Origin of the sequence: Mycolicibacterium chlorophenolicum, assembly GCF_001044235.1 — a bacterium.
In the GTDB taxonomy this organism is placed as follows: Bacteria; Actinomycetota; Actinomycetes; order Mycobacteriales; family Mycobacteriaceae; genus Mycobacterium; species Mycobacterium chlorophenolicum.
Genome location: NZ_JYNL01000020.1, coordinates 508,998 through 532,605 on the forward strand (window position 1 = coordinate 508,998; position 23,608 = coordinate 532,605).

Annotated in this window: 23 protein-coding genes; 4 read left to right on the forward strand and 19 right to left on the reverse strand. The window is 69.9% G+C overall.

Going from position 1 to position 23,608, the window contains the following annotated elements:
• Window positions 1-38: 38 nt before the first annotated feature.
• From MCHLDSM_RS10520 to MCHLDSM_RS10580, 13 genes are all read right to left on the reverse strand, one after another.
• Window positions 39-791 (reverse strand): energy-coupling factor ABC transporter ATP-binding protein, encoded by a 753-nt coding sequence (locus MCHLDSM_RS10520; protein WP_048469995.1) that lies wholly within the window; start codon window positions 789-791, stop codon window positions 39-41.
• Window positions 776-1,555: a cobalt ECF transporter T component CbiQ gene (gene cbiQ, locus MCHLDSM_RS10525; RefSeq protein ID WP_048417211.1), complete on the reverse strand. Its 780-nt coding sequence runs from the start codon at window positions 1,553-1,555 to the stop codon at window positions 776-778. The genes MCHLDSM_RS10520 and cbiQ overlap by 16 nt, the downstream gene beginning before the upstream one ends.
• 15 nt (window positions 1,556-1,570) lie before the next feature.
• Window positions 1,571-1,933: a PDGLE domain-containing protein gene (locus MCHLDSM_RS10530; RefSeq protein WP_048469996.1), complete on the reverse strand. Its 363-nt coding sequence runs from the start codon at window positions 1,931-1,933 to the stop codon at window positions 1,571-1,573.
• A complete protein-coding gene (locus MCHLDSM_RS10535) occupies window positions 1,930-2,637 on the reverse strand; it encodes an energy-coupling factor ABC transporter permease (protein WP_048469997.1) in 708 nt (235 codons plus the stop codon). Before MCHLDSM_RS10535 ends, MCHLDSM_RS10530 begins: the two co-directional genes overlap by 4 nt.
• A 79-nt stretch (window positions 2,638-2,716) precedes the next feature.
• The gene (locus MCHLDSM_RS10540; RefSeq protein WP_048469998.1) at window positions 2,717-5,179 is read right to left on the reverse strand and encodes a GcvT family protein; all 2,463 of its coding nucleotides are present in this window, start codon (window positions 5,177-5,179) and stop codon (window positions 2,717-2,719) included.
• Window positions 5,180-5,196: 17 nt separating this feature from the next.
• A complete protein-coding gene (locus tag MCHLDSM_RS10545; protein ID WP_048469999.1) occupies window positions 5,197-6,120 on the reverse strand; it encodes a choline kinase family protein in 924 nt (307 codons plus the stop codon).
• Window positions 6,121-6,173: 53 nt separating this feature from the next.
• Window positions 6,174-6,953, reverse strand: a complete 780-nt coding sequence (locus MCHLDSM_RS10550) for a GntR family transcriptional regulator (protein WP_053082964.1) — start codon at window positions 6,951-6,953, stop codon at window positions 6,174-6,176.
• Between the two features lie 14 nt (window positions 6,954-6,967).
• Entirely contained in the window at window positions 6,968-7,288 is a 321-nt protein-coding gene (locus MCHLDSM_RS10555) for an ArsR/SmtB family transcription factor (protein ID WP_407661849.1), read from the reverse strand.
• A 20-nt stretch (window positions 7,289-7,308) separates the two neighbouring features.
• Window positions 7,309-8,040 carry a FadR/GntR family transcriptional regulator gene (locus MCHLDSM_RS10560; RefSeq protein WP_048470001.1) on the reverse strand — a complete coding sequence of 244 codons (732 nt, stop codon included), beginning with the start codon at window positions 8,038-8,040 and terminating at the stop codon, window positions 7,309-7,311.
• A 2-nt stretch (window positions 8,041-8,042) separates the two neighbouring features.
• Window positions 8,043-8,819 carry a 3-oxoacyl-ACP reductase gene (locus MCHLDSM_RS10565; protein ID WP_174545661.1) on the reverse strand — a complete coding sequence of 259 codons (777 nt, stop codon included), beginning with the start codon at window positions 8,817-8,819 and terminating at the stop codon, window positions 8,043-8,045.
• On the reverse strand, window positions 8,816-10,186 hold the full coding sequence (locus MCHLDSM_RS10570) for an aldehyde dehydrogenase family protein (protein ID WP_048470003.1): 1,371 nt from the start codon (window positions 10,184-10,186) through the stop codon (window positions 8,816-8,818). The genes MCHLDSM_RS10565 and MCHLDSM_RS10570 overlap by 4 nt, the downstream gene beginning before the upstream one ends.
• On the reverse strand, window positions 10,183-10,959 hold the full coding sequence (locus MCHLDSM_RS10575; RefSeq protein WP_201780371.1) for a gamma-glutamyl-gamma-aminobutyrate hydrolase family protein: 777 nt from the start codon (window positions 10,957-10,959) through the stop codon (window positions 10,183-10,185). The genes MCHLDSM_RS10570 and MCHLDSM_RS10575 overlap by 4 nt, the downstream gene beginning before the upstream one ends.
• The gene (locus MCHLDSM_RS10580; RefSeq protein ID WP_048470004.1) at window positions 10,946-12,310 is read right to left on the reverse strand and encodes a glutamine synthetase family protein; all 1,365 of its coding nucleotides are present in this window, start codon (window positions 12,308-12,310) and stop codon (window positions 10,946-10,948) included. Before MCHLDSM_RS10580 ends, MCHLDSM_RS10575 begins: the two co-directional genes overlap by 14 nt.
• A gap of 160 nt (window positions 12,311-12,470) precedes the next feature.
• Here MCHLDSM_RS10580 and MCHLDSM_RS10585 point away from each other — a divergent pair, with 160 nt between their 5' ends.
• The 3 genes from MCHLDSM_RS10585 to ngg all read left to right on the forward strand — a co-directional run bounded on the left by MCHLDSM_RS10585 (window position 12,471) and on the right by ngg (window position 17,782).
• Window positions 12,471-14,042 carry an amino acid permease gene (locus MCHLDSM_RS10585; RefSeq protein WP_048470005.1) on the forward strand — a complete coding sequence of 524 codons (1,572 nt, stop codon included), beginning with the start codon at window positions 12,471-12,473 and terminating at the stop codon, window positions 14,040-14,042.
• A 141-nt stretch (window positions 14,043-14,183) separates the two neighbouring features.
• Window positions 14,184-15,989: an N-acetylglutaminylglutamine amidotransferase gene (locus MCHLDSM_RS10590; RefSeq protein ID WP_048470006.1), complete on the forward strand. Its 1,806-nt coding sequence runs from the start codon at window positions 14,184-14,186 to the stop codon at window positions 15,987-15,989.
• Window positions 15,990-16,042: 53 nt separating this feature from the next.
• On the forward strand, window positions 16,043-17,782 hold the full coding sequence (gene ngg, locus MCHLDSM_RS10595) for an N-acetylglutaminylglutamine synthetase (RefSeq protein WP_048470284.1): 1,740 nt from the start codon (window positions 16,043-16,045) through the stop codon (window positions 17,780-17,782).
• 7 nt (window positions 17,783-17,789) lie between these two features.
• On the opposite strand, the gene MCHLDSM_RS10600 is transcribed toward ngg, so the two are convergent.
• From MCHLDSM_RS10600 to map, 3 genes are all read right to left on the reverse strand, one after another.
• The gene (locus tag MCHLDSM_RS10600; RefSeq protein ID WP_048417200.1) at window positions 17,790-18,353 is read right to left on the reverse strand and encodes an alpha/beta fold hydrolase; all 564 of its coding nucleotides are present in this window, start codon (window positions 18,351-18,353) and stop codon (window positions 17,790-17,792) included.
• A gap of 61 nt (window positions 18,354-18,414) precedes the next feature.
• Window positions 18,415-19,074: a hypothetical protein gene (locus MCHLDSM_RS10605; RefSeq protein WP_048470007.1), complete on the reverse strand. Its 660-nt coding sequence runs from the start codon at window positions 19,072-19,074 to the stop codon at window positions 18,415-18,417.
• A 20-nt stretch (window positions 19,075-19,094) separates the two neighbouring features.
• Window positions 19,095-19,952: a type I methionyl aminopeptidase gene (map, locus tag MCHLDSM_RS10610; protein WP_048470008.1), complete on the reverse strand. Its 858-nt coding sequence runs from the start codon at window positions 19,950-19,952 to the stop codon at window positions 19,095-19,097.
• Between the two features lie 22 nt (window positions 19,953-19,974).
• Between map and MCHLDSM_RS10615 the strand changes: the two genes are divergently transcribed.
• Entirely contained in the window at window positions 19,975-20,361 is a 387-nt protein-coding gene (locus MCHLDSM_RS10615; RefSeq protein ID WP_048470009.1) for a PaaI family thioesterase, read from the forward strand.
• Between the two features lies 1 nt (window position 20,362).
• Here MCHLDSM_RS10615 and MCHLDSM_RS10620 read toward each other — a convergent pair whose 3' ends face one another.
• From MCHLDSM_RS10620 to MCHLDSM_RS10630, 3 genes are all read right to left on the reverse strand, one after another.
• Window positions 20,363-20,977, reverse strand: coding sequence for a DUF1707 SHOCT-like domain-containing protein (locus MCHLDSM_RS10620; protein WP_048470010.1), 615 nt, complete (start codon window positions 20,975-20,977; stop codon window positions 20,363-20,365).
• 31 nt (window positions 20,978-21,008) lie between these two features.
• On the reverse strand, window positions 21,009-22,823 hold the full coding sequence (locus tag MCHLDSM_RS10625) for a penicillin-binding transpeptidase domain-containing protein (protein ID WP_048470011.1): 1,815 nt from the start codon (window positions 22,821-22,823) through the stop codon (window positions 21,009-21,011).
• Window positions 22,824-22,955: 132 nt separating this feature from the next.
• Complete coding sequence (locus tag MCHLDSM_RS10630) at window positions 22,956-23,573, reverse strand: GNAT family N-acetyltransferase (RefSeq protein ID WP_048470285.1); 618 nt, start codon at window positions 23,571-23,573, stop codon at window positions 22,956-22,958.
• Window positions 23,574-23,608: the final 35 nt, after the last annotated feature.

Genomic DNA, 23,608 nt, shown 5'->3' on the forward strand with positions numbered 1-23,608 from the left:
TTCGCCGGAAAGGCGCGCGGCAGAACATTTTTCGATGTTCAACGAGTGGGGACGACGAAACCCCACGGCAGTTCGAGGCGGTGCTGTGCGAGCAGATCCGCGTCGGAGAGCACCTCGCCGATCGCGCCGTCGGCAACGATGACGCCACCGTCCATCACGATGGCCCGCGAGCACAGCTGCGCGGCGTACGGCAGGTCGTGGGTGACGATCAGCATCGTGGCGTCGAGCCCGGCCAGCGTCTCGGCGAGCTCGCGGCGGGCCACCGGATCGAGGTTGGCCGACGGCTCGTCGAGGACGAGAACCTCGGGCTCGCACGCCAGTACGGTGGCCAGTGCCGCGCGGCGCCGCTGTCCGCCCGACATGTGGGCAGGGCTGCGGTCGGCCAGCCCACTCATCGACACCACCTCCAGGGCGTGCGCCACCCGGGCCTCCAACTCGGCCCCGCGCACCCCGAAGTTGGCCGGACCGAACGCGACGTCCTGAGCCAGGGTCGGCATGAACAACTGGTCGTCGGGATCCTGGAACACCAGTCCCACGCGGCGCCGGATCTCGCGAAGGGTGTTGCGCCCCAACGCTGTCCCACCGATCTCGACGCTGCCGCGCGATGCGGTCAGCACACCGTTGAGGTGGAGCATCAGCGTCGTCTTGCCCGCACCGTTGGGACCGAGCAGCGCGACCCGCTCGCCGGGCGCGACGTCGAGGTCGACACCGGCGAGCGCGACGTGCCCGTCGGGATAGGTGTAATGCAGGTCCTCGACCCGGACCGCCGGCGTGCTCACCGGATCACCCATGCCGACAGTGCGACCGTCACCGCCGCCGACGCGGGCAGCAGGGCCAGCGCCCACTGTCGCGGCGACGCCGCGGCCGCGCAGCCCGCGCCCAGCGCGAGCGGCGGCACCCGCCCGTCGAAACCCCGCGACAGCATGGCGAGATACACCCGCTCACCCCGCTCGTAGGACCGCAGGAACAGCGCCCCGACGCCGGTGGCGGTGGCACCGATCTGGTGCAGCATGCGGGGTGAGTCGCCGCGGGAGATCCGGGCCAGCCGCATCCGCCGGATCTCGGCGGCCAGCACGTCGACGTAGCGGATCATCAGCGTCAGCATCGAGACGATCACCGCGGGCACCCGCAACCGGCTCAGCGCCACGGGCAGCTCGCGCGCGGTCGTGGTGGCGGCCACGGTCAGCGACGCGGCCACTCCGAGCGTGCCCTTGATCACGATGCCCCAGGCCGCGTAGAGGCCGGGCACCGACAGCGACAGTCCCGCAACGCTGACCTGCTCCCCTCCCTCGGCGAACGGCAGCAGCACCGCCAGCACCACGAAAGGGGCTTCGATCAGCATCCGCGGCAGGATCCAGCGCACCGGGATGCGCGCCACCGACCAGATCGCCACGATGATGAGGGCGTAGATCCCGAAGGGCCAGAACAGTTCCCGGGGCGTGGCGACGACGGCCAGCACGAACGTCACCAGCACCACGATCTTGACCTCCGCCGGCAGCCGGTGCGCCGGTGAGTCGCCGTCGCGGTACAGGGGGTGCGCGTGACCCGCTCCCATGTCGTCAGGCCCGCGTCAGTCGTCGGAGACGGGTGCCGACGCCGACCTGCCGCGGGAGCGCGCGATCAACCAGAACGCGCCGAACGCGACCAGGACGGTCACGGCCACTCCGGCGATGCCGGCCACACCGTTGGTGCCGTCGCGCCCGCCCACGGTGTAGTCGGCCAGCGGGGAGTGCGCCAGCGCATGGGAATCGGCGTGCTGGGCGATGCAGTCGCCCTGCAGCTGTTCGCCCTGCGGGGTCTCGATCACCTGGCAGCCCTGCAGGGTGGCCGAGTCCAAGCCGTCGGGGCTCGAGCTGGCGAGGTAGGACAACCCGCCGGCGATCAGCAGCGTCGCCACCGCGAAGCCGGCCCAGAACCGCCACCGGGCCGTCATGCCGGCACCTCGGCCGCGATGCGGTTGGTCCGCAGCAGGTACACCAGGTCCGGTCGCGCCCGCACGACAGCCACCACGGTGAGCGCGGTGATGATGCCCTCACCGATGCCGATCAGCACGTGGGTGCCGAACATGTAGGCGGCCACCGTGCCCAGCGAGGAGGAGCCCGCCCCGCCGAGGGAGTACTCCAGCACGAAGCCCATCGCGGCGCAGACGGTGCCCACCACCGCCGAGCAGAAGGCGACGACGCCGACCGCGGGCACCGACACGTCACCGCGGATACGGCGCACCATCCGATAGCTCAGCAGGGCGGTGCCGTATCCGGCGGCCACGCCGATCAGCGCCATGTTGGTGATGTTGGTGCCCAGTGCGGTGACCCCGCCGTCGGCGAACAGCAGCGACTGCACCACGAGCACGATCGCGACGCACAGCGCACCGGTGAACGGCCCGACCAGGATGGCCGCGAGCGCACCGCCGAGCAGATGACCGCTGACCCCGGGCAGGATCGGGAAGTTCACCATCTGCACGGCGAAGATGAACGCGGCGACCAGTCCGGCCAGCGGCACGGTCCGCTCGTCGAGTTCCTCGCGCGCACGCCACGCGCACAGGCCCAGGGCGGTCAGCGCCATGGCCGCGAACAGGACCGACACCGGGGCGTTGACGATGCCGTCACTCATGTGCATCGCCTGGTAGTGGACGTTCACATCGCGAGCGTATGGCTCATCTGATCATCTGTCTAGCTGATCAGATGAGCAGGGGTCACCTGTCCGGACGGGTAGGTGATCAGCCCCGCACCCGTTCCCCCGCCGGGTCGTAGAGCGGGCGCAGCGACACCGAGATCGGGTGCAGCACACCGCCGACGCTGACCTGGTAGTCGCCGCTGCGCACCCAGTCGGCATCGACGACCGCACCGTCGGCCGCCCGCAGGTACGCCAGCCCGACGCATGCACCGGTCGTCTCCCCCCAGGCCGCCGACGTCGCCTGCCCCGCAACCGCGCCGTCGCGCAGGATCAGTTCCCCGCCCCAGAGCATCGGATCCGGCGTCTCGACGCGGAACCCGACCAGCTTGCGGCGCGGCCCCTCCGCCCGCGCCCGCTCCACGGCGTCGCGGCCGAGGAAGCCGATGTCGGTGCCCAGCTTGCACGCGAACAACAGCCCCGCCTCGACGGGGTTCTCACTCGGCGAGAGCTCCCGGCCGAACGCGCGGTAGCCCTTCTCGAGGCGCAACGACTCGATGGCGTAGTACCCGCCGCGCGCCACGCCCAGCGGCTCGCCCGCCGCCATCAGGTCCTCGTACACCCCGACCGCGAACTCGGCCGGAACGTAGAGCTCCCAGCCGAGTTCGCCGACATAGGTGATGCGGGTGGCGCGCACCGTCGCGTACCCGAGCGGGATCACCCGGCTGGTGCCGAACGGGAACGCGGAATCGGAGAGATCGGCGTCGGTGAGCACCGACAACAGGTCGCGCGAGCGTGGGCCCATGACACCGAACACCGCGTACGACGACGTGACGTCGACGACGTGGGCGTCCGCCCCGGCGGGCATATGGCGCCGGATGTGGTCCTTGTCCCGCTCGGTGGTGGCCGCGCTGCTGACCATCAAGAACTCGTCGGCCGCGGTGCGGGTCACGGTGACGTCGGCTTCGTAGGTGCCGCGCGCGTTGAGCATGCCGGTGTACACCGACCGGCCCACCGGCACGGCCACGTCGGCGGTACACAGCCACTGCAGCGCGGTCTCGGCGTCGCGGCCGACGATGACGTACTTGGAGAACGACGTCTGGTCGAACACCGTCACACCGGTGCGCGTGCTGCGCTGCTCGGCGGCCGACCACGGCAGCCAGTTCGGGGTTCCCCAGGTGTAGTCGATCACCGGCGCCTCGCCGTCGCGCGCGAAGAAGTTCGCGCGCTCCCAGCCCATCTTGCTGCCGAAGTTGGCGCCGGCGGCGTCGAGAAGATGGTGCACCGGCGAGCGGCGGAACGGCCGCGCGGTCGTCATCTCCCGGTTCGGCCACGGGATCTCGTAGTGGATGCCGAGCACCTCGGCGACCCTGTCGTGCAGCCAGCGGTTGTTGCCGTTGAACGGGGCGAACCGGCGGATGTCCACCCCGGTCAGGTCGGTAGTCGGCGCACCCTCGACGATCCACTCGGCCAGCGCCCGGCCCGCGCCGCCGGCGGTGGCGATGCCGACGGAGTTGAAGCCGGCGCCGACGAAGAAGTTCCGGCACTCGGGAGCCTCGCCGAGGATGAACTGGTTGTCGGGCGTGAAGCTCTCCGGACCGTTGTAGAACTTCTTGATGCCGGTGCTCTCCAGCGCCGGGATGCGCAGCAGCGCGCTGTTCATCAGGATCTCGAAGTGCTCCCAGTCCTCGTCGAGGAGCTGGAACTCGAACGGGTACGGGATCGCATCCGGTGACACCCACGGCTTCGCCTCGGGTTCGAACCCACCGATCACCAGGCCGCCGACCTCCTCCTTGAAGTAGGTGTAGCCGTCGGGGTCGCGCAGGATCGGCAGGTCGGGGTGCACTCCGGCGATCGGCTCGGAGACGACGTAGAAGTGCTCGGCGGAGTGCAGCGGTACGTTCGCGCCGACCATCGCGGCCACCTGTTTGGCCCACTGTCCGGCGCAGTTGACGACGATCTCGGCCTCGATGTCGCCGGCGTCGGTGCGCACGCCCCGCACGACCCCGTCGGCGGTGAGCACGTCGAGCACCCGGGTCTTCTCGACGATCCGGGCTCCGCGCATCCGCGCCCCCTTGGCCAGCGCGTAGGTCAGGTCGGTCGGATTGGCCTTGCCGTCGGCGGGCAGCCAGATCGCGCCGACGAGGTCGTCGGTCCGCATCACCGGGTAGTGCTCGAGAGCCTCTGCGGAACTCAGCAATTCGCATTCGAGGTCGAACGCGGCCGCGTTCGCGGCGGTGCGGCGCAGCTGTTCCATGCGGTCCTCGGTGCGCGCGACGGTGACGCCACCGCACTGCTTGTATCCCGCCGAGAGCCCGGTTTCGGCCTCCAACTCGGCGTACAGCGTGGTCGAGTACTGCACCAGCCGGGTCATGCCCTCCGACGCGCGCAGCTGCCCGACGAGTCCGGCTGCGTGCCAGGTGGTTCCGCTGGAGAGCTGGCCCTGCTCGAGGAGCACCACGTCGGTGATGCCCAGGCGGGTCAGGTGATAGGCGACGCTGGTGCCGATCACTCCCCCGCCGATGATGACGGCGTGGGCGCGCGACGGCAGCGGTGCGGCAGAGGCCATGGGCGGTGGTGTCTCCTTCAGTCGGGCGCCGCGACGTCGTCGAGGAGCCGGGGATAGCCGGGGTGGCGGAATTCGGCGACCGCGACCTCGTAGCGCTCCATCGCCCAGGACCAGAAGTCGAATTCCAAGGCACTGGAACCGTTCTGGATGCAGCCCCACAGCGTCCAGCCGTACTTGGCGACGATGCCCTGCAGATGGGCCCGGGCGGTCTTGTGTCGCAGACGGCGGCCGTGATAGCTCGTGACGAGTTCGTCGAGCTGGTCGAGGCTCAGACCGCATTCGCTCCAGATGTTGCCGAGCTCGAAACAGGGGTCGTTGTTGCCCGAGTACTCGTAGTCGATCAGGTGCATCCGGTCGCCGTGCTCGATGAAGTTGCCGGCGAGGAGGTCGTTGTTGCACGGCACGGTCGTGTCGTCGGTGGCCGTCAGCACCCGTCGCGCCGCGGCGAAGGCCTCCGCGTGGTCCTGGTAGTCGGCCGGGATCGCGAAGCCCCGGCTGCGGCAGGTCTGCAGGTACGCGGGCTGACGTTCGAACATGTCGAACCGGTTGACGAATCGGGGCCCCCGATGCAGCGTGCGCACTGCTGCGGCCGCCTTGGCGATCACACCGTCGCGCTGGAAGTCGTTGTTCTCCAGCGTCTTTCCCTCGAGATAGCCGAGCAGCAGCACGCCGAGGTCGGGCCGGTAGTCCAGCACGGGTGCGCCGACGCCGGCGCGGTGGGCGGCGACGCTGTTCGCGTGCTCGTGGTCGCGGTCGATGCCGAGCAGATTGCGCTCGGTGTCGACGCAGCGGGCGACGTAGACCGCATCGGCGGTGGTGATCTTCACGTTGCGGTTGGTCAGACCGCCCGACAGTTCCTCCAGCGTCCGCGCACGACCGGCCAGCAACGGAATCTGCTCGAACAGCCCGTCGAGGTGATCGTCGGTGAGCGGTGACGACATCGCTTCACTGTAAACGGGGCCACCGCAAAGGTCTAGACTTCAACCGCCTCGGATCACCCGTCGGCGCGGGAGCGGACGCGGATCGCGGTGCGGTCGGACCGGTGGTAGTCGCGGGAGAACTCCACCGCAACCCCGTTGTCGGCGAACGACGTTCGCACGATCAGCAGCAGTGGACTGCCGGGCTCCACACCGAGGACGCGGGCCTGCTCGACGGTCGCCGGGGTGGCCTCGATCCGTTCGTCGGCCGACGACGGACCGTGGCCGTACTCCCGCATCAGCGCGTACAGCGAACCGCCCAGATCCCTGGTGAGCAGGTCGGGGAACACCGCCGCGGGCAGGTAGGCCTCCTCGAGCACGATCGGCTCGCCGTTGGCGGTACGCCCGCGCATGATCTGATGCACCTCGTCGGTGCGTCGCAGCCCCAACGCCCCGCTCACCTCGGCATCAGGGCGGCCGGTGTGCGCCCCGAGCACCTGAGCGCCGGGCTCCACCTCGAAACGACGCATCTGCTCGGTGAAGCCGGGCAGGCTGGCGTGGTCGAACTCGAAGCGCGGCGTGGAGACGAAGTTTCCGCCGAACCGGCCGCGGCGCCGGTCGATCAGGCCCTTGTGCTCCAGCGCGCCGAGCGCCTGGCGCAACGTCATCCGGCTGCAGCCGAGTGCGGTGGCGATCTCGACCTCGGGCGGCAACTTGTCGCCGGGCACCAGCCCGCCGGAGTCGATCAGGCCCTGCAGCCACGCCGCGATGCGGGCGTGCACCGGCCGGTCGGATCGGCCGTCGAGTCGCGGCCCCGGCGCCAGCGGCGGCTCGCCGATGCTCAGCACCCGCGTCACCTCGTCACCGGAACTCACCCGTGCCGGGCCCCGATCCAGTGCAGCAGATCGTGGACGGTGTCGTCGTCGAGGCGATAGCGCACCGAGCGGCCCTCGCGGGTGTTGCTCACCCAGCCCTGCTGGCGGAGCACCCGCAGCGCCTGGGACACCGCGTTCTCGGAGCGGCCGAGCGCGGCCGCCAGATCGCTGACGGAGATGCCGGGTGAGCGGTGCAGGCAGAGCAGGATCTCCAGGCGGTGCGGATCCGAGACCAGGTCGAAGCGCTGCGCCCAGCCGGAGGTGTCGACCTCGGCCAGCGCCGACGACGCGCGTTCGACCCGTTCGGCATCCTCCACGGAAGTCAATCTAACCGGCGTCAGTCCAGGAATCCGTGAAGAAGGGCGGCCGAGCCCCAGACGTGGGCCGTCATCGTCTGCGCGGCACGCTCCGCGTCCCCGGCCAGGATCGCCAGCACGATCGCTTCGTGCTGCTCGTCGGAGTGGGCGATGTTGCGCGCCAGCAGCGGGATGCAGTCGAGGAGTTCGTTGAGCCGCATCCGGTTCTGCGCGACGAGCGGGACCAGCGAGGGCACGCCGGCGGCCTCGGCGATCGCCAGGTGCAGCCGCGAGTCCAGCCGGCGGTAGTCCTCCGGCGCGGCACCGCGGACATCGGCGAGCCGGCTCCACAGCGCCTCCCGGTCGGCGGCGGTCAGCGTCCGCCCCGCCGCCATCCGGGCCGCCCCCACCTCGAGGATCTCCCGCAGCCGCATCGCGTCGGTGATCTCGGCTTCGCTGAAGCGGGCCTCGTCCGGTCGGGGTGCCGGTAACGCGTCGGCCAGGAAGGTGCCGCCGTAGCGGCCGCGGCGCGACACCAGGTAGCCGGCGTCGGCGAGCGACTTGATCGCCTCCCGCACGGTGTCGCGGCTGACGCCCAGCCGGGCGGCGAGTTCCCGCTCCGGCGGCAGGGATTCGCCCGGGGAGAGCACCCCCAGGCGAATCGTCTGCAGCAGCCGCTCGACGGTGTCCTCGAAGGCGTTGAGCGGCCGCACCGGACGCAGCAGCGCCTCGCTGGCGGTCTGCTCTTCGTGCGCGTCCGGCTCGGCCGTCATGCTTACAGCGGCGTCACGTATGCGGAGCTGATCCCGCCATCGACGAGGAAGGACGACCCCGTGATGAACGACGCGTCGTCGCTGGCGAGGAACGCCACCGCGGCCGCGAGTTCCTCCGGTTCGGCGAACCGGCCGACGGGCACGTGCACCAGCCGGCGCGCGGCGCGCTCGGGATCCTTGGCGAACAACTCCTTGAGCAGCGGGGTGTTGACCGGCCCCGGGCACAGCGCGTTGACCCGGATGCCCTGCCGGGCGTACTGCACGCCCAGCTCCCGCGACATCGCCAGTACGCCGCCCTTCGAGGCGGTGTAGGAGATCTGCGAGGTCGCCGACCCCATCACCGCGACGAACGACGCGGTGTTGATGATCGAGCCCTTCTGCGCCGGAACCATGTGCCGCAGTGCGGCTTTGCAGCACAGGAACACCGACTTGAGGTTGACGTCCTGCACCCGCTGCCACGCGTCGATGCTGGTGTTCTCGATCAGGTCGTCGTCGGGCGGCGAGATGCCGGCGTTGTTGAACGCGATGTCGACCCCGCCGTGCACGTCGACGGCCGTGTCGAACAACTGGTCCACCGCCACCGGATCGGCGACGTCGACTTCCACGAACGTCACGTTGAGATCGTTGGCGACGGACTTGCCGGTGGTGGGATCCAGGTCCCCGATGACGACGATGGCGCCTTCGGCCTGCATCCGTTTGGCGGTTGCCAGCCCGATGCCGCTGGCGCCGCCGGTGATCACGGCGACCTTGCCTGCCAGACGCTGGGTCAGATCCATCAGTGCTCCTCCTGAACAGCTATGAAGACGTTCTTGGTCTCGGTGAACGACAGCGGGGCGTCGGGGCCGAGTTCGCGGCCCAGACCTGATTGCTTGAAGCCGCCGAACGGCGTGCTGTAGCGCACCGACGAGTGCGAGTTGACCGACAGATTGCCCGATTCCACGGCGCGCGAGACCCGCAGCGCCCGGGACACGTTCTCGGTCCAGATCGAGCCGGACAGCCCGTAGGGGGTGTCGTTGGCCAACGCGATCGCGTCCGCCTCGTGGTCGAACGGCAGCACCGTCACGACCGGACCGAAGATCTCCTCGGTGACCGTGCGGTCGTCGCGCGGCGGCGTCAGCACCGTGGGCGGGAACCAGTATCCGGGACCCGTGGGCGCATCGCCGCGGAACGCCACCGGCGCCCCGTCGGGGACATAACCGGCCACGGACTCCCAGTGCGCCTTGGACACGAGCGGACCCATCTCGGTGCCCTCGGCGCGCGGATCGCCCACCACGACGCCCTTGACGGCAGGCTCGAACAGTTCCATGAACCGATCGAAGACATTGCGCTGCACCAGGATCCGGCTGCGGGCGCAGCAGTCCTGACCCGAGTTGTCGAACACGCCGTACGGCGCGGTGGCGGCGGCGCGCTCGAGGTCGCAGTCGTCGAACACGATGTTGGCGCTCTTGCCGCCCAGCTCGAGCGTGACACGCTTGACCTGCTGCGCCGCGCCGGCCATCACCCGGGTGCCGACCTCGGTGGAACCCGTGAACACGATCTTGCGGACGTCGGGATGGCTGACGAAGCGCTCCCCGACCACCGAGCCCCGACCGGGCACGACCTGGAACAGATCAGCCGGCAGGCCGGCCTCGACGGCGAGTTCGCCGAGCCGGATCGTGGTCAGCGGGGTCCACTCCGCCGGCTTGACCAGCACCGCGTTCCCGGCGGCCAGCGCGGGCGCGAACCCCCACGACGCAATGGTCATCGGGAAATTCCACGGGGTGATGACGCCGACCACGCCCAGCGGTTCGTTGAAGGTGACGTCCAGGCCGCCGGCCACCGGAATCTGCTTGCCGGACAACCGTTCCGGGCTCGCCGAGTAGTACTGCAGCACGTCGCGGACGTGGCCCGCCTCCCAGCGGGCGTTGCCGATCGGATGCCCGGAGTTGGCGACCTCGAGCTGGGCCAGCTCCTCGACGTGGGCGTCGACCACCGCGGCGAACGCGCGCAGCGCCGCCGCCCGCTCCGCCGGGGCCTGCCGGGCCCACTGCCGCTGCGCCGCCCGGGCGCGGGCCACCGCGTCGTCGACCCCGGCCTCGTCGGTCTGCTCGACGGTGCGCAGCAGTTCCTCGGTCGCGGGGTTGATCACATCGCTGGTCGTCGTCATACGCTCACTTTCTGGGCTTTCTGGGATGCGTGTGCTGCTGCGGCGCCGACCAGACCCGCGAACAGCCGCAGGTCGTCCAGCCGCTCTTCGGGATGCCATTGCACGGCCACCACCCACCGGCCTGGGTGGCTCTCCCGGTCGACCTCGACGGCCTCGATCACTCCGTCGCTGTCGGAGGCGCTGACGATCAGGCCGTCGCCCAGCCGGTCGATGGCCTGGTGGTGGTAGCACTGCGCCTCGGTGTCCGGTCCGACCATCTCCGCCACCCGGGTGCCGGAGACGGTGGTGATCGTCGAGGTGGAGAACACCGCGTTGCCCTGCTGGTGGCGGGTGTGGCCGACGACATCGGGCAGATGTTGGTGCAGCGTTCCGCCGAGCGCGACGTTGAGCACCTGCGCGCCCCGGCAGATGCCGAGCACCGGGACGCCGCGGCGCAGCGCCGCCTGCAGCAGCGCCAACTCGAAGGCGTCGCGGGTGCGGCTGTCGGCGACCGGCTCGTCGGTGGCGGGATGGCGCTCGCTGCCGTAGGCCGCCGGGTCGACGTCGCGCCCGCCGGTGATGATCAGCCCGTCGAGTCCATCGAGCACGCGGTCGGCGATGGCGTCGTCCACCGGCTGCGGCGGCAGCAGCACCGAGATGCCGCCTGCCAGGCCGATGCCCTCGAAGTAGATCGCAGGCAGGAAACTGGCCCGCACGTCCCACACACCGGTCTGTGCCTGCTGCAGGTAGGTGGTCAGCCCGATCACCGGGCGAAGGGCGTCACAGTCGCTCAAAGCCGCGCATCCTTTCCCAATCCGTCACCGCGGCGTTGAAGGCCTTGAGCTCCACGCGCGCGTAGTTGAGGTAGTGGTCGACGACGTCGTCACCGAAGGCGTCCCGCGCGACCTTCGAGTTGTCGAACAGCTCGACGGCCTCGGCCAGCGTCGTCGGCAGCCGTTCGGCACCGCTGGTGTAGGCGTTGCCGGACAACGCTTCGGGTAGCTCGAGCTCGTTCTCGATGCCGTACAGGCCGCCGGCGATCAGCGCCGAGACCGCGAGGTACTGGTTGACGTCGCCGCCCGGCGCCCGGTTCTCCATCCGCATCGCCGCGCCATGGCCGACCACCCGCAGCGAGCACGTGCGGTTGTCGAAGCCCCACGCGATCGCCGTCGGGGCGAAGCTGCCCTCGGCGAACCGCTTGTAGGAGTTGACGTTCGGCGCGTAACACAGGCTCAGCTCCCGCATGGTGGCGAGCTGGCCGGCGATGAAGCTGCGGAACAGCGGCGTCATGCCGTCCTCGGCGTCCTCGTCGGCGAACACGGCGCTGCCGTCCTCGCCGCGCAGCGAGATGTGGATGTGGCAGCTGTTGCCTTCGCGCTCATCGAATTTCGCCATGAACGTCAGGCTCTTGCCGTGCTGATCGGCGATCTCCTTGGCGCCGTTGCGGTAGATCGTGTGGTTGTCACACGTGGTGCGCGCGTGGTCGTAGCGGAATCCGATCTCCTGCTGGCCGAGGTTGCACTCCCCCTTGACGCCTTCGCAGTACATGCCCGCGCCGTCCATGCCGAGCCGGATGTCGCGCAGCAGCGGCTCCATCCGGGTCGAGGCCAGCATCGCGTAATCGATGTTGTAATCGGTGGCCGGGGTGAGGCCCTTGTAGCCGGCCGCCCAAGCCCCGCGAAAGGTGTCGTCGAAGACCATGAACTCGAGTTCGGTGGCGGCGTAGGGCACCAGGCCGCGCTCGGAGAGCCGGTCGATCTGACGGTTGAGGATGCTGCGCGGCGCCTGGGTCACCGGCCGGCCGTCGGTCCACGAGAGGTCGGCCATCACCAGCGCGGTGCCGGGCAGCCACGGCACCAGCCGCAGCGTGGCGAAATCGGGGGTCATCACCATGTCGCCGTAGCCGGTCTCCCAGCTGGAGATCGCGTACCCGTCGACGGTGTTGTTGTCGACGTCGACGGCCAGCAGGTAGTTGCAGGCTTCCGCGCCGTGGTCGGCGGTGTCCTCGACGAACAGCCGCGCCGAGAGGCGCTTGCCGGTCAGCCGGCCCTGCATGTCGCAGAACGCGACGATCACCGTGTCGATGTCCCCCGCCTCGACCAGCTTCTCCAGCTCAGATCGCGACAGCATGCCCCGTGTGCCCATCAGTGCCCCATTCCTCGCGGTCGTTTCCGTGCGCCGGCGTCCCACACCCGCACCAAACTGCCACGTTCAAAGGTAGGACGCCAGACCAATAGCGATCTATTCTCCCTTGTGGTGCCCGGCGCCGGCCGTCGCGCTGTTCTTCACACACAGGAGGTCTCCCGTGCCCGAGGGCCACGAACACCTAGACGACGACGAGAGACACCTCGCGAGCCTGGGTTACACCCAGGAACTGTCGCGGTCCTGGTCGGGATTCAGCAACTTCGCGATCTCGTTCTCGATCATCTCGATCCTGGCCGGCTGCTTCACGTCGTTCGGCCTGGGCTGGAACAACGGCGGTCCGGCCGCCATCGCGTGGGGCTGGCCGATCGTGTCGGTCTTCATCCTCCTCATCGGGCTGTGCATGTCCGAGCTGGTGTCCGCCTATCCCACCTCGGGCGGGATCTATTGGTGGGCAGCCAAACTGGGCGGCCCGAAGGCGGGTTTCTACACCGGCTGGCTGAACCTGATCGGGCTGATCGCCATCCTGGCGTCGGTGGCCTACGGCAGTGCGACGTTCCTGGACCTGACCCTGGGCACCTTCAGCGAGTCCTGGCTGGCCGGCTACAGCCTGACCCGCACCTTCATCATGTTCCTGGTCATCCTGGTCGTCGTGGCGACGATCAACATCTTCTCGTCGCACCTGCTCGCCGTCATCAACAACATCTCGGTGTGGTGGCACGTGGCCGGGGCCCTGGCGGTCGTCGCCATCCTGTGGCTGATCCCCGAACAGCACGCCAGCTTCTCCACGGTGTTCGCCACCACCGTCAACAACACGGGCTTCTTCGGCGGTTCCACGTCGGGCCTGACGTTCCTGCTGTTCGTCCTCCCGATGTCGGCGATCCTGACGCAGTACACGATCACCGGGTACGACGCATCGGCCCACCTGTCCGAAGAGACCAAGAGCGCCGCCGACGGCGCCGCCAAAGGCATCTGGCGCTCGATCCTCTACTCCGCCATCGGCGGCTGGATCCTGCTGCTGACCTTCCTGTTCGCCGTCCAGGACGTGGACGGCGTGACCGCGGGCGGCGGTGCCGTCGCCACGATCTTCACCCAGGCGATGGACTCCAAGTGGGTCGGCATCGTGCTGCTCGTCTCCACCGCCGGCCAACTGTTCTGCACCACCGCGTGCCAGACCAGTGCGTCGCGCATGCTGTTCGCGTTCAGCCGTGACCGCGCGGTGCCCGGCCATCAGCTGTGGTCGAAGCTCAGCGCGAGACGAGTGCCGGCCAACGCGGTGATGGTCACCGCGACCATCGCGGCGATCATCACGCTGCCCGCCCTGGTCGAGGTGGACATCAACGGCGCGCCCGTCCCCGTCGCGTTCTTCGCCGTCGTCTCGATCGGCGTGGTCGGCCTGTACCTGTGCTTCGCGGTGCCGATCTACTTCCGGTGGAAGGCCGGCGACTCGTTCCCGCTGGGCCGGTGGAACCTCCGCGGGCACCACCGGTGGATGGCGCCGCTGGCCCTGATCGAGATCATCGTCACGTCGATCATCGCGATGTTCCCGACGTCGATCGGCGGCGCACCATGGGACCCCAGCTTCGAATGGAAGTTCGTCAACTACACCCCGCTCCTGGTCGGCGGCGTGCTGATCCTGCTCTACATCTACTGGCACGTGTCGGTGAAGAACTGGTTCACCGGCCCGATCAAGCAGGTCACGCTCTCGGACGACGAGCTGCGAGGGGTCTCCTGAGCTCGCTGTGACGCGGATCTCGATCTTGATGCTCTGATCGCGTTTGACCGCCCGGACCGGGGGTAAACATCCCCATCGCCGGGCGTCGGAGCGCGGCTGCATGGACTGATCGGAACGCCGAAGCAGAGTAGGGTCGAACAGGTGTGTGGAGCCACCGGCGAGGTACGCCTCGACGGACAAAGCCCGGACGTGCCAGCCGTCACCGCGATGGCCGAGGTCATGGTGCCTCGCGGCCCCGATGCGGCGGGGGTGTGGTCCCAGGGCCGCGTCGCTCTCGGCCACCGCCGGCTCAAGATCATCGATCTCTCCGAGGCCGGCGCGCAACCGATGGTGGACGCCGAACTGGGACTGTCGATCGCCTGGAACGGCTGCATCTACAACTACGAGCAGTTGCGCGACGAACTGTCCGGCCACGGCTACCGCTTCTTCTCGCACAGCGACACCGAGGTCCTGATCAAGGCCTACCACCGGTGGGGTGACCGCTTCGTCGACCGCCTCAAGGGGATGTTCGCGTTCGCGATCGTCGAGCGCGACAGCGGCCGGGTACTGCTCGGGCGCGACCGCCTCGGCATCAAGCCGCTGTATCTGTCCGAGACCGATGACCGCGTGCGGTTCGCGTCCTCGTTGCCGGCGCTGCTGGCGGGCGGCGACATCGACACCCGCATCGACCCCGTCGCGCTGCACCACTACATGACCTTCCACTCGGTGGTGCCCTCGCCGCGCACCATCCTGCGCGGCGTCAGCAAGCTGCCGCCGGCCTCGCTGATGGCGATCGAACCCGACGGCACCCGCACCATCACCACGTACTGGGAGCCCGACTTCACCCGCCGCGATGACCGCGCCGACTGGTCCGAGAAGGACTGGGAGGACGCGGTTCTGGAGTCGCTGCGGGTGGCGGTCAAACGCAGGCTGGTCGCCGACGTGCCGGTCGGCTGCCTGCTCTCCGGCGGCGTCGACTCGAGCCTGATCGTCGGGCTGCTGGCCGAGGCGGGTCAGCACGGGCTGGCGACGTTCTCGATCGGCTTCGAGTCGGTCAACGGGGTGGCCGGTGACGAGTTCCGGTACTCCGACATCGTCGCCGAGCGGTTCGGCACCGACCACCACCAGATCCGCATCGACACCGCCCGGATGCTGCCCGCCCTCGACGGCGCGATCGGGGCGATGAGCGAGCCCATGGTCAGCCACGACTGCGTGGCCTTCTACCTGCTCAGCCAGGAGGTGGCCAAGCACGTCAAGGTCGTCCAGTCGGGTCAGGGCGCCGACGAGGTGTTCGCCGGTTACCACTGGTATCCCCCGATGGGCGAGCCCGCTGCGGCGTCGCTGGAGGGGTCCGTCGCCAGCTACCGCGCCGCGTTCTTCGACCGCGACCAGGCCGGCTATGCCGAACTGGTGTCGCGGAACTACCTCGCCGCCGACGACCCGAGTGAAGCGTTCATCACCGAGCACTTCGCCCGGGCAGGCGCGCAGACCGGCGTGGACCGCGCGCTGCGACTTGACACCACGGTGATGCTGGTCGACGATCCGGTCAAACGGGTCGACAACATGACGATGGCCTGGGGGCTCGAAGGCCGGGTGCCGTTCCTCGATCACGACCTGGTCGAACTCGCCGCCACCTGCCCCCCGCAGCTCAAGACCGCCCACGAAGGCAAGGGTGTGCTCAAACAGGCAGCGCGCCAGGTGATTCCGGCCGAGGTGATCGACCGGCCCAAAGGTTACTTCCCGGTGCCGGCGCTGACCCACCTCGAAGGGCCCTACCTCGATCTGGTCCGCGATGCGCTGTACGCCCCGGCGGCCAAGGAGCGCGGGCTGTTCCGCCCCGAGGCTGTGGAGCGGCTGCTGGCCGACCCCAACGGCAGACTCACACCGCTGCGCGGCAACGAACTGTGGCAGATCGCGCTGCTCGAGTTGTGGCTGCAGAAGCACGGAATCACCGGGCCCGCCGCGTGAGGGGTGTCGACCCGAGGGCCGACCAGGCCGGCGAGCACTCCGAGGCCATCACGATGGCCCTGCACGAGGCCTCCCCGCCCGACATGGTCGACGCGATGGCCGACGATGTGGTGCTCGAACTGGGCTGGGGCAGGCTGATTTTCGGCCAGACGTTCAGCGACCCGGAGCGGCTGGCGGAGGTGCTGCGCGAGGAGGCGCACGGTCGCCGCGACATCTGCATCTACGCCCGCGAACCGCACGTGCTGGTCTCCAAGGCGCCCGCCGAGCTGTTCATCGACCCCAGCCACACCTACCGGCTGCGGTTCACCGACGCCGAGGATCCCGGCCCCCCGCACAGCGGCTTCACCGTCCGTGCGCTGCAGACGCGCGAGGACGCCGACGCGATGAACCGCGTCTACGTTCGGTGCGGCATGGTGCCCGCGCCCACCGATGTGCTGTGGGACAACCATCAGAACCAGCACTCGGTCGACTATCTGGTCGCCGTCGGTGACGACGGCACCGTGCTGGGCACCGTCACCGGCGTCGACCACGCCACTCTGTTCGCCGATCCGGAGAACGGGTCGAGCCTGTGGACGCTCGCGGTGGACCCGGCGGCCACGCTGCCCGGCGTGGGCGCCGCGCTGACCCGCAGCCTGGCGTCGCTGTACCGCGAACGCGGGCGCGCGTACATGGATCTGTCGGTCACCCACGACAACAACGCGGCGATCGCGCTGTACGAGAAGCTCGGCTTCAGCCGGGTGCCGGTGATGGCGGTCAAGCGCAAGAACGCCATCAATGAGCCGTTGTTCACCCACCCGCCCGAGACCGTCGACGACCTGAACCCCTACGCACGGATCATCGCCGACGAGGCGATGCGCCGCGGCATCTGGGTCGAGGTGCTCGACGCCGAGGCCGGCGAGATGCGGTTGTCGCACGGTGGGCGCAGCGTCGTCACACGGGAATCGTTGTCCGAGTACACGTCTGCGGTGGCGATGAGCCGCTGCGACGACAAACGCCTGACGCGGCGCATCGTCTCCGAGGCCGGGATCATCGTCCCGAAGGGCCGGCTGGCCACGTTCGACGAGGCCGACCACGAGTTCCTCGCCGAGGTGGGCGACGTGGTGGTCAAACCCACCCGCGGCGAACAGGGCAAGGGCATCACCGTGGGGGTGGACGGCCCCGAGGAACTCGACGCGGCGCTCGCCCGGGCCCGCGAGCAGCATCCCGAGGTGCTCATCGAGCAGCGCGCCGAGGGGGACGACCTGCGCCTGGTGGTGATCGACAAGAAGGTGGTCGCCGCCGCGCTGCGGATGCCCGCCGAGGTGACCGGCACCGGCCGGCACACCATCGCCGAACTGATCGAGGCGCAGAGCCGGCGGCGCGCCGCCGCCACCGGTGGCGAGTCACGCATCCCGATCGACGTCGTCACCGAGACCACGGTGCGCGAAGCCGGTTACGCGTTCGACGACGTCCTGCCCGAGGGCGAGCGACTGCGGGTGCGCCGGACGGCCAATCTGCATCAGGGCGGCACCATCCACGACGTGACCTCGACCGTGCACCCGGACCTGTGCCGGGTCGCGGTGGCGTCCGCCGACGCGATCGGTATCCCGGTGACGGGCATCGATCTGCTCGTCCCCGACGTCACCCGGCCGGAGTATGTGTTCATCGAGGCCAACGAACGTCCGGGCCTGGCCAACCACGAGCCTCAGCCCACCGCACAGGCTTTCGTCGACTTCCTGTTCCCCGGCCAGCCCGGCATCCCGCCGGCGTGGACGCCGGGCGAGTCGGCCGGCGGCGACGACGCCCCGGCCTGACGTCCGCTCACCAGGTGCTGGTGCGCATCACGATCTCGGCCGCCAACTGGGCCGTCGAGTCGGCGGCCTGACGGCGCCCCAGCAGGTCGACGATCCGGTACTCGCCGTAGACGAAGCGCTGGCTCGCCTTCGCGACCGCCCGCGCGGCGCTCGAGCTCACCAGAGCGGTCGTGTTCAACTCCACCGGCGGGCAGTGCTCGTCACGGACCACGCCCGACAGATCGGCCACCCGCGGGTGACCGCGGTCGATGACGACCAGACCGATGAACCGATCGAGCCGGGTGGCGGCCAGTTCCCAGGCCAGTTCCCCGCCGAACCGGTCCCCCACCAGCAGCGCCCACCGGACTTCGAGCGCGTCCAGAATGCCGATCACCGACTTGGCGGTGAGTCGCGGATCGGGGCCGATGACAACGGTGCGCAGCGAGGCGGTGTGCAGCCGCTGGCACACGGCTTCGTAGGCGGCGGGCGTCTTCTGCGCCGCACCCAGCAGCACCACGACCGAACCCTTCTCCGGACCGGCGACCTCGACGGGTACGCCGATGCCGTCGACGGTGATCATGGGAGAGGGCATTGCGCCACGCTACAGGCCGGACGGGAGTCGGCGGGCGGGTTTTGCCGCTCGTGCGGCGCCCTCACGCCGCCTGCGCGCGTTCGGCCTGCCGGGACACGACGTCCAGAAAGGTCTGCGGCAGCGTGCCTTTGACCGGAATCGACGGGTCGTTCGTCGGGAAGGCGATGCCGAACACGGCCGTGGCACCGAGGTTTTCGAAGGAGAAGTACACCGTGCTGTCCGCGCCGGCCAGGTGCATGGTCTGCTCGTAGACCAATGCGTCGGGCCGCGGCGTCGTCAGCCTGGTGGTGGTCATCGGGATGCCGGGGTCGGTGGGCGCGAAGAACGTCTGGAACTCCGCGCACCGCGCCGCGGTCGCCGCCAGCCGGTCGAGGTCCAGCGGCCAGGTCAGCACCGTGATCACCATGCGGGCGCCGTCGTAGGCGGCCACGTACTCGGCGGCACTGCCGGGCCCGCGCTGGGCGGTGGCGGCGATGTCACGGGTGAGCCCGTCGGTGCAGCCCTCGGGTTTCGACAGCATCGGGGGCGGACCACCCGCACCGTCGGCCATGCCGGGGTCCTTGGCGATGCGTTCGTAGTGCACGCCGGGCGGGAAGTCGGCGGCGGTCAGCAGCGCCCGGTCCAACCGCGCGCCGGGCCAGGTGGCGGTGCCGGCCACCGTCGGCGCGCACCCGGCGAGGAGCATCAGGGCGACCGTCGCGAAGGCGGCCCGCCGGATCATGGCTTCAGGCTACCGACGTCTCAGGCCGCGGTGAGGATCTCCGCGCCGGAGTCGGTGACCACCAGCGTGTGCTCGAACTGGGCGGTCCACTTCTTGTCCCGGGTCGCCACGGTCCAGTCGTCGTCCCAGATCTCGTAGTCCAGGCTGCCCAGATTGATCATCGGCTCGATCGTGAACGTCATCCCGGGTTCGATCACGGTCTGCACCGACGGCTGGTCGTAATGCAGCACCACCAGGCCGTTGTGGAACGTGGTGCCGATGCCGTGACCGGTGAAGTCGCGAACGACGTTGTAGCCGAACCGGTTCGCGTACGCCTCGATGACCCGTCCGACCACCGAGAGGGCGCGGCCCGGCTTGACCGCCTTGATCGCCCGCATGGTGGCCTCATGGGTGCGTTCGACGAGCAGCCGGTGTTCCTCGGTGACGTCGCCCGCCAGGAAGGTCGCGTTGGTGTCGCCGTGCACGCCGTCGATGTACGCGGTCACGTCGATGTTCACGATGTCGCCGTCCTCGATGACCGTCGAGTCCGGGATGCCGTGGCAGATGATCTCGTTCAGCGACGTGCAGCACGACTTCGGGTAGCCCTTGTAACCCAGCGTCGACGGGTAGGCACCGTGATCGACCATGTACTCGTGGGCGATCCGGTCGAGTTCGTCGGTGGTGACGCCGGGGGCGACCGCTGCGCCCGCCTCGGCGAGCGCGCCGGCGGCGATCCGGCCGGCCACCCGCATCTTCTCGATCACCTCCGGGGTCTGCACCCACGGCTCCGAGCCCTCCTGCGCGGTCGGCCTGCCCACGTACTCGGGACGGGGAATCGACGCAGGCACCGGCCGTGTCGGCGACACCGTGCCGGGCCGAAGGGCGGTCCGTACAGACATGACGCAATGCTAGCGTTCGGCCATGGAGGTCACCCCGGGACACCTGTTCGCGCAACTGAACTTCCGTGACATCGAGGAGTCCGACGACCGGATGGTCATCGAGTTGGACAACCGTCCCGATCTGACCAACCGCCGTGGCGCGCTGCAGGGCGGCCTCGTGGCGACGCTGATCGACGTCGCGGCGGGCCGGCTGGCCGACCGCCGGGTCGGGCCCGGACGGGATGTCACGACGGCCGACATGACGGTGCACTTCCTGGCACCGGTCCTCGATGGCCCCGCCCGCGCCGAGGCGACGGTGGTGCGTGCGGGCCGTCGACTGTCGGTCATCGCGGTCGACGTCGTCGACGTCGCGCGCGACCGGCTGGCCGCACGGGCCACGCTGAGCTTCGCCGTGCTCGACAGCCCTTAGGTCAGTGGCCCCGCCGGGGCAGCCCCACCCGCCACGACTTCTGCGGACCGCGGATGTCGACCGAGCCGCACACCACCTTGCCGGTCAGCACGACGTGCGGATTGCCTTCTGCCGGAGCATCTCTGCGATGGTCGGTGGCGCTGCCCACGGTGACCTCGACGTCGTCGATCGACGCGCTGGCGCCGTCGGGGAGCCGCAGGTCCAGGCCGCCGAACTTCATGTCGAGCTCGATGATCACGATCGGACCGGCGAACCGGGCGCGGGTCAGGTCGAGGTCCACCGATCCCATCCGCCGGTAGAGGGCCAGCCGGGTGGGCACCACCCACGCGCCCTGCCGCTTGAGCGAACCCATCACACCGCGCAGTTCCACCCGGTCGGCCGCGGACGCGACGATCGCGCCCGGGCCGGGCAGGTCGCCGACGAGCGCGTCGAGATCCGACGGCAGCCGCGCCCGCGACACCATCGCCGAGCGTTCCTCGAACTCCTGGATGTCGATCAGGCCGAGCGCGACGGCGTTGTGCAGCCGGCGCAGGGTCCCGTTGCGGTCGGCGTCGGAGATCCGCATCTCCGGCACGGGTATCTCGGCGGGCAGCCTGCCGTGATTGATATCGGTCATGACCGTTCCACGGTACCGCTGGAGTCCGCCGTCAGGCCTGGTAGTCGGGCGGCAGCGAATCGAGCATGCCCTTGAGCATGCGCACCGCGTACTCGGAGCTGCCGCCGCCGACGATCAGGGCGGAGAAGGCCATGTCGCCGCGATAGCCGGCGAACCACGAGTGCGAACCGCCCGCGAACTCCGCCTCGCCGGTCTTCCCGCGCACGTCCCCGGCCCCCTGCAGGTCCTTCGCGGTGCCGTTGGTCACCACCAGGCGCATCATCGGCCGCAGGTTGTCGACCACGCTGGGCGGGATCGGCTGGCGGTCGCCGGTGATCTCGGTGTCGCGGCCCTCGATCAGGCGCGGCACCGGGGTCTGGCCGGCGGCGACGGTCGCGGCCGCCAGCGCCATCCCGAACGGGCTGACCAGCACCTTGCCCTGACCGAAGCCGTCCTCGGTGCGCTCGGTGAGGTTCACCGTCGGCGGCACCGAACCGCTGACGGTCGAGATCCCGGCGATGTCGTAGTCCGGGCCGATACCGTACTGCGACGCGGCCTGGGTCAGTCCCCGCGGCGGCATCCTGCTGGCCAGTTCCGCGAAGGTGGTGTTGCAGGAGCTGGCGAACGCCCGTGACATCGGCACCGTACCGAGGTCGAATCCGCCGTAGTTGGGCACGGTCCGCTGCCCGATGTCGAGGTGGCCCGGGCAACCCAGCAGGGTGTTGGGGGTGGCCATGTCGCGTTCGATGGCCGCGCCGGCCGTCACGATCTTGAACGTCGATCCGGGTGGGTAGAGGCCCATCGTGGCGATCGGCCCGTCGCGGTCGGCGGCCGCGTTCTGCGCCACGGCCAGGATCTCGCCGGTCGACGGTTTGATCACGACGATCATGGCCTGCTTACCGGTGACATCGACGGCGTTCTGCGCGGCGTCCTGGACGGCGCGGTCCAGGCTGATGCTGACAGACGGCGCGGGCGTGCCGGGCACCTCGTTGAGGACGTCGACGTCGACGCCGTTCTGGTTGACGGTCACGACGCGCCAGCCCGGGGATCCGTCGAGCTCGTCGGAGACGGTCTTCCTGACCTCGTCGACGAGCGCCGGCGCGAAGTGTTCGTCGGTGGGGACCATCTCGGGTTGCGGGGTGATGACCACACCGGGCAGCGCGCCCAGGGCGCCGACCACCGCGTCGCGGTCGGCTTGGCGCAGCGTCATCAGGTTCAGCGGGCCCTTGGTCGAGCTGGCCTGCTCGGCGAGCCGCTGCGGGTCGAGTGTGTTGTCGAAGCGGCGCAGAGCGTCGGCCACGGTGCGCGCCGTCGGCATCAGGTTCTCGCCGGCGGCCTTCGCGTCGAGCGCGAACGCGTAGCGGTATCCGGGCACCAGCACGGTGGTGCCGCTGCGTTCGTTGACCGAGGCGCGGGGAGGGGCGTCGGCGCGCAGCGCCAGCGTCTGGTTCTCCCCCAGCCGCGGGTGCAGACCGGTCGCGCTCCAGCGCACCTGCCAGCGGCCCTCCTCGCGGACCATGTTCAGCTGCCCGTCGTAGGTCCAGGTGCGGTCCTTGGGCAGATGCCAGGTGTAGCGGTAGGCGATGCTGCCGGTGTCCTCGGCGTACTTGGAGTTGAGGATCTGCGCGTCCAGGCCCGTGGCCTGCAGACCGGCCCAGGCCTCGTTGAGCGCGGCGCGGGCGTCGTCGGGACGGTCGGCCAGCGCGGCGGCGGCCCCGGTGTCCCCGGTGGCCAGCGCGGCGAAGAACTCTTCGGCGGTGGGCTCGGGACCGTTGGGCCGTGGCGTGCAGGCTCCGAGCGACAGGACCAGGACGACGACCGCGACGAGCGACGCCGCGGTCGATACGGATGAGACTCTTGTTGCCATTGGGACAGATGTTAAGAAGTAACGATCCGGTTTCGACGGAGGCGCACCGCACCGCGGCGCCGGAACCGACGTTTGGGCGTGAACGTGCGAGAAAAAGCCAGCTTGTCGTCGATCTCGGCGGGCGGGAAAGTGTTATGCGCCGGCGGCGGGGGCGCGTACCACCAGCGGCGCCGCCGGGAAATAGGCTGCCATCTCCGAGCGCGAGGTGCGCAGCGCCGCGGTGCCGTAGCCCTGCTTGCGGTGCTCCGGGTGAATCCAGATGCGCACGTCGACCTCGCCGCCGGACAGCTCGCCGAACACCATGCCCACCTTGGCGGCACCGACCTCGGCGACCAGCCACGCCGCCTCCTCGGCGGCGACCCGGCTGACGGCGTCGCGGATCTCGTCGCCGAGGTCGCGTGGCGGGGCGTCGGTGCCGTCGCCGGCCGAACGCATGTCGCGGGTGCGGGCGGCGAAGATGTCGCGGTCGGTGTCGGGACTGAACGGCCGCAGGCGCAGCCGCCGCGACGAGCCCGGCGTCTGCTCAGCCGCGGCGGGGGTGGCGAGCTGACTGGTCAGCGTGTCCAACTCCGCGGCGATCCGGCGCCGTGACACCCGGGTCAGGCGATCGAACGACAGCCTCAGCACCGCCTCGGCCGCGTCGGCCGACGTGTCGAGCAGATCGGCGAGCGCCTCGATCGCCGCGTCGTAGTCCTCGGAGGCCACGACCGCGTCGAGCACCTCGTGCCGCCGTTCCAGCGCGGCCACCATCGCGTCGGCGACGACCTTGCGCTGCACCGCCGCAT

Coding starts and splice junctions, on each gene's coding strand:
- MCHLDSM_RS10520 (WP_048469995.1), bottom strand. CDS start 791: ATGGGTGATCCGGTGAGCACGCCGGCGGTCCGGGTCGAGGACCTGCAT.
- cbiQ (WP_048417211.1), bottom strand. CDS start 1,555: ATGGGAGCGGGTCACGCGCACCCCCTGTACCGCGACGGCGACTCACCG.
- MCHLDSM_RS10530 (WP_048469996.1), bottom strand. CDS start 1,933: ATGACGGCCCGGTGGCGGTTCTGGGCCGGCTTCGCGGTGGCGACGCTG.
- MCHLDSM_RS10540 (WP_048469998.1), bottom strand. CDS start 5,179: ATGGCCTCTGCCGCACCGCTGCCGTCGCGCGCCCACGCCGTCATCATC.
- MCHLDSM_RS10545 (WP_048469999.1), bottom strand. CDS start 6,120: ATGTCGTCACCGCTCACCGACGATCACCTCGACGGGCTGTTCGAGCAG.
- MCHLDSM_RS10560 (WP_048470001.1), bottom strand. CDS start 8,040: ATGACGGCCGAGCCGGACGCGCACGAAGAGCAGACCGCCAGCGAGGCG.
- MCHLDSM_RS10570 (WP_048470003.1), bottom strand. CDS start 10,186: ATGACGACGACCAGCGATGTGATCAACCCCGCGACCGAGGAACTGCTG.
- MCHLDSM_RS10580 (WP_048470004.1), bottom strand. CDS start 12,310: ATGGGCACACGGGGCATGCTGTCGCGATCTGAGCTGGAGAAGCTGGTC.
- ngg (WP_048470284.1), top strand. CDS start 16,043: ATGGCCCTGCACGAGGCCTCCCCGCCCGACATGGTCGACGCGATGGCC.
- MCHLDSM_RS10600 (WP_048417200.1), bottom strand. CDS start 18,353: ATGCCCTCTCCCATGATCACCGTCGACGGCATCGGCGTACCCGTCGAG.
- MCHLDSM_RS10605 (WP_048470007.1), bottom strand. CDS start 19,074: ATGATCCGGCGGGCCGCCTTCGCGACGGTCGCCCTGATGCTCCTCGCC.
- map (WP_048470008.1), bottom strand. CDS start 19,952: ATGTCTGTACGGACCGCCCTTCGGCCCGGCACGGTGTCGCCGACACGG.
- MCHLDSM_RS10615 (WP_048470009.1), top strand. CDS start 19,975: ATGGAGGTCACCCCGGGACACCTGTTCGCGCAACTGAACTTCCGTGAC.
- MCHLDSM_RS10620 (WP_048470010.1), bottom strand. CDS start 20,977: ATGACCGATATCAATCACGGCAGGCTGCCCGCCGAGATACCCGTGCCG.
- MCHLDSM_RS10625 (WP_048470011.1), bottom strand. CDS start 22,823: ATGGCAACAAGAGTCTCATCCGTATCGACCGCGGCGTCGCTCGTCGCG.
- MCHLDSM_RS10630 (WP_048470285.1), bottom strand. CDS start 23,573: ATGGTGGCCGCGCTGGAACGGCGGCACGAGGTGCTCGACGCGGTCGTG.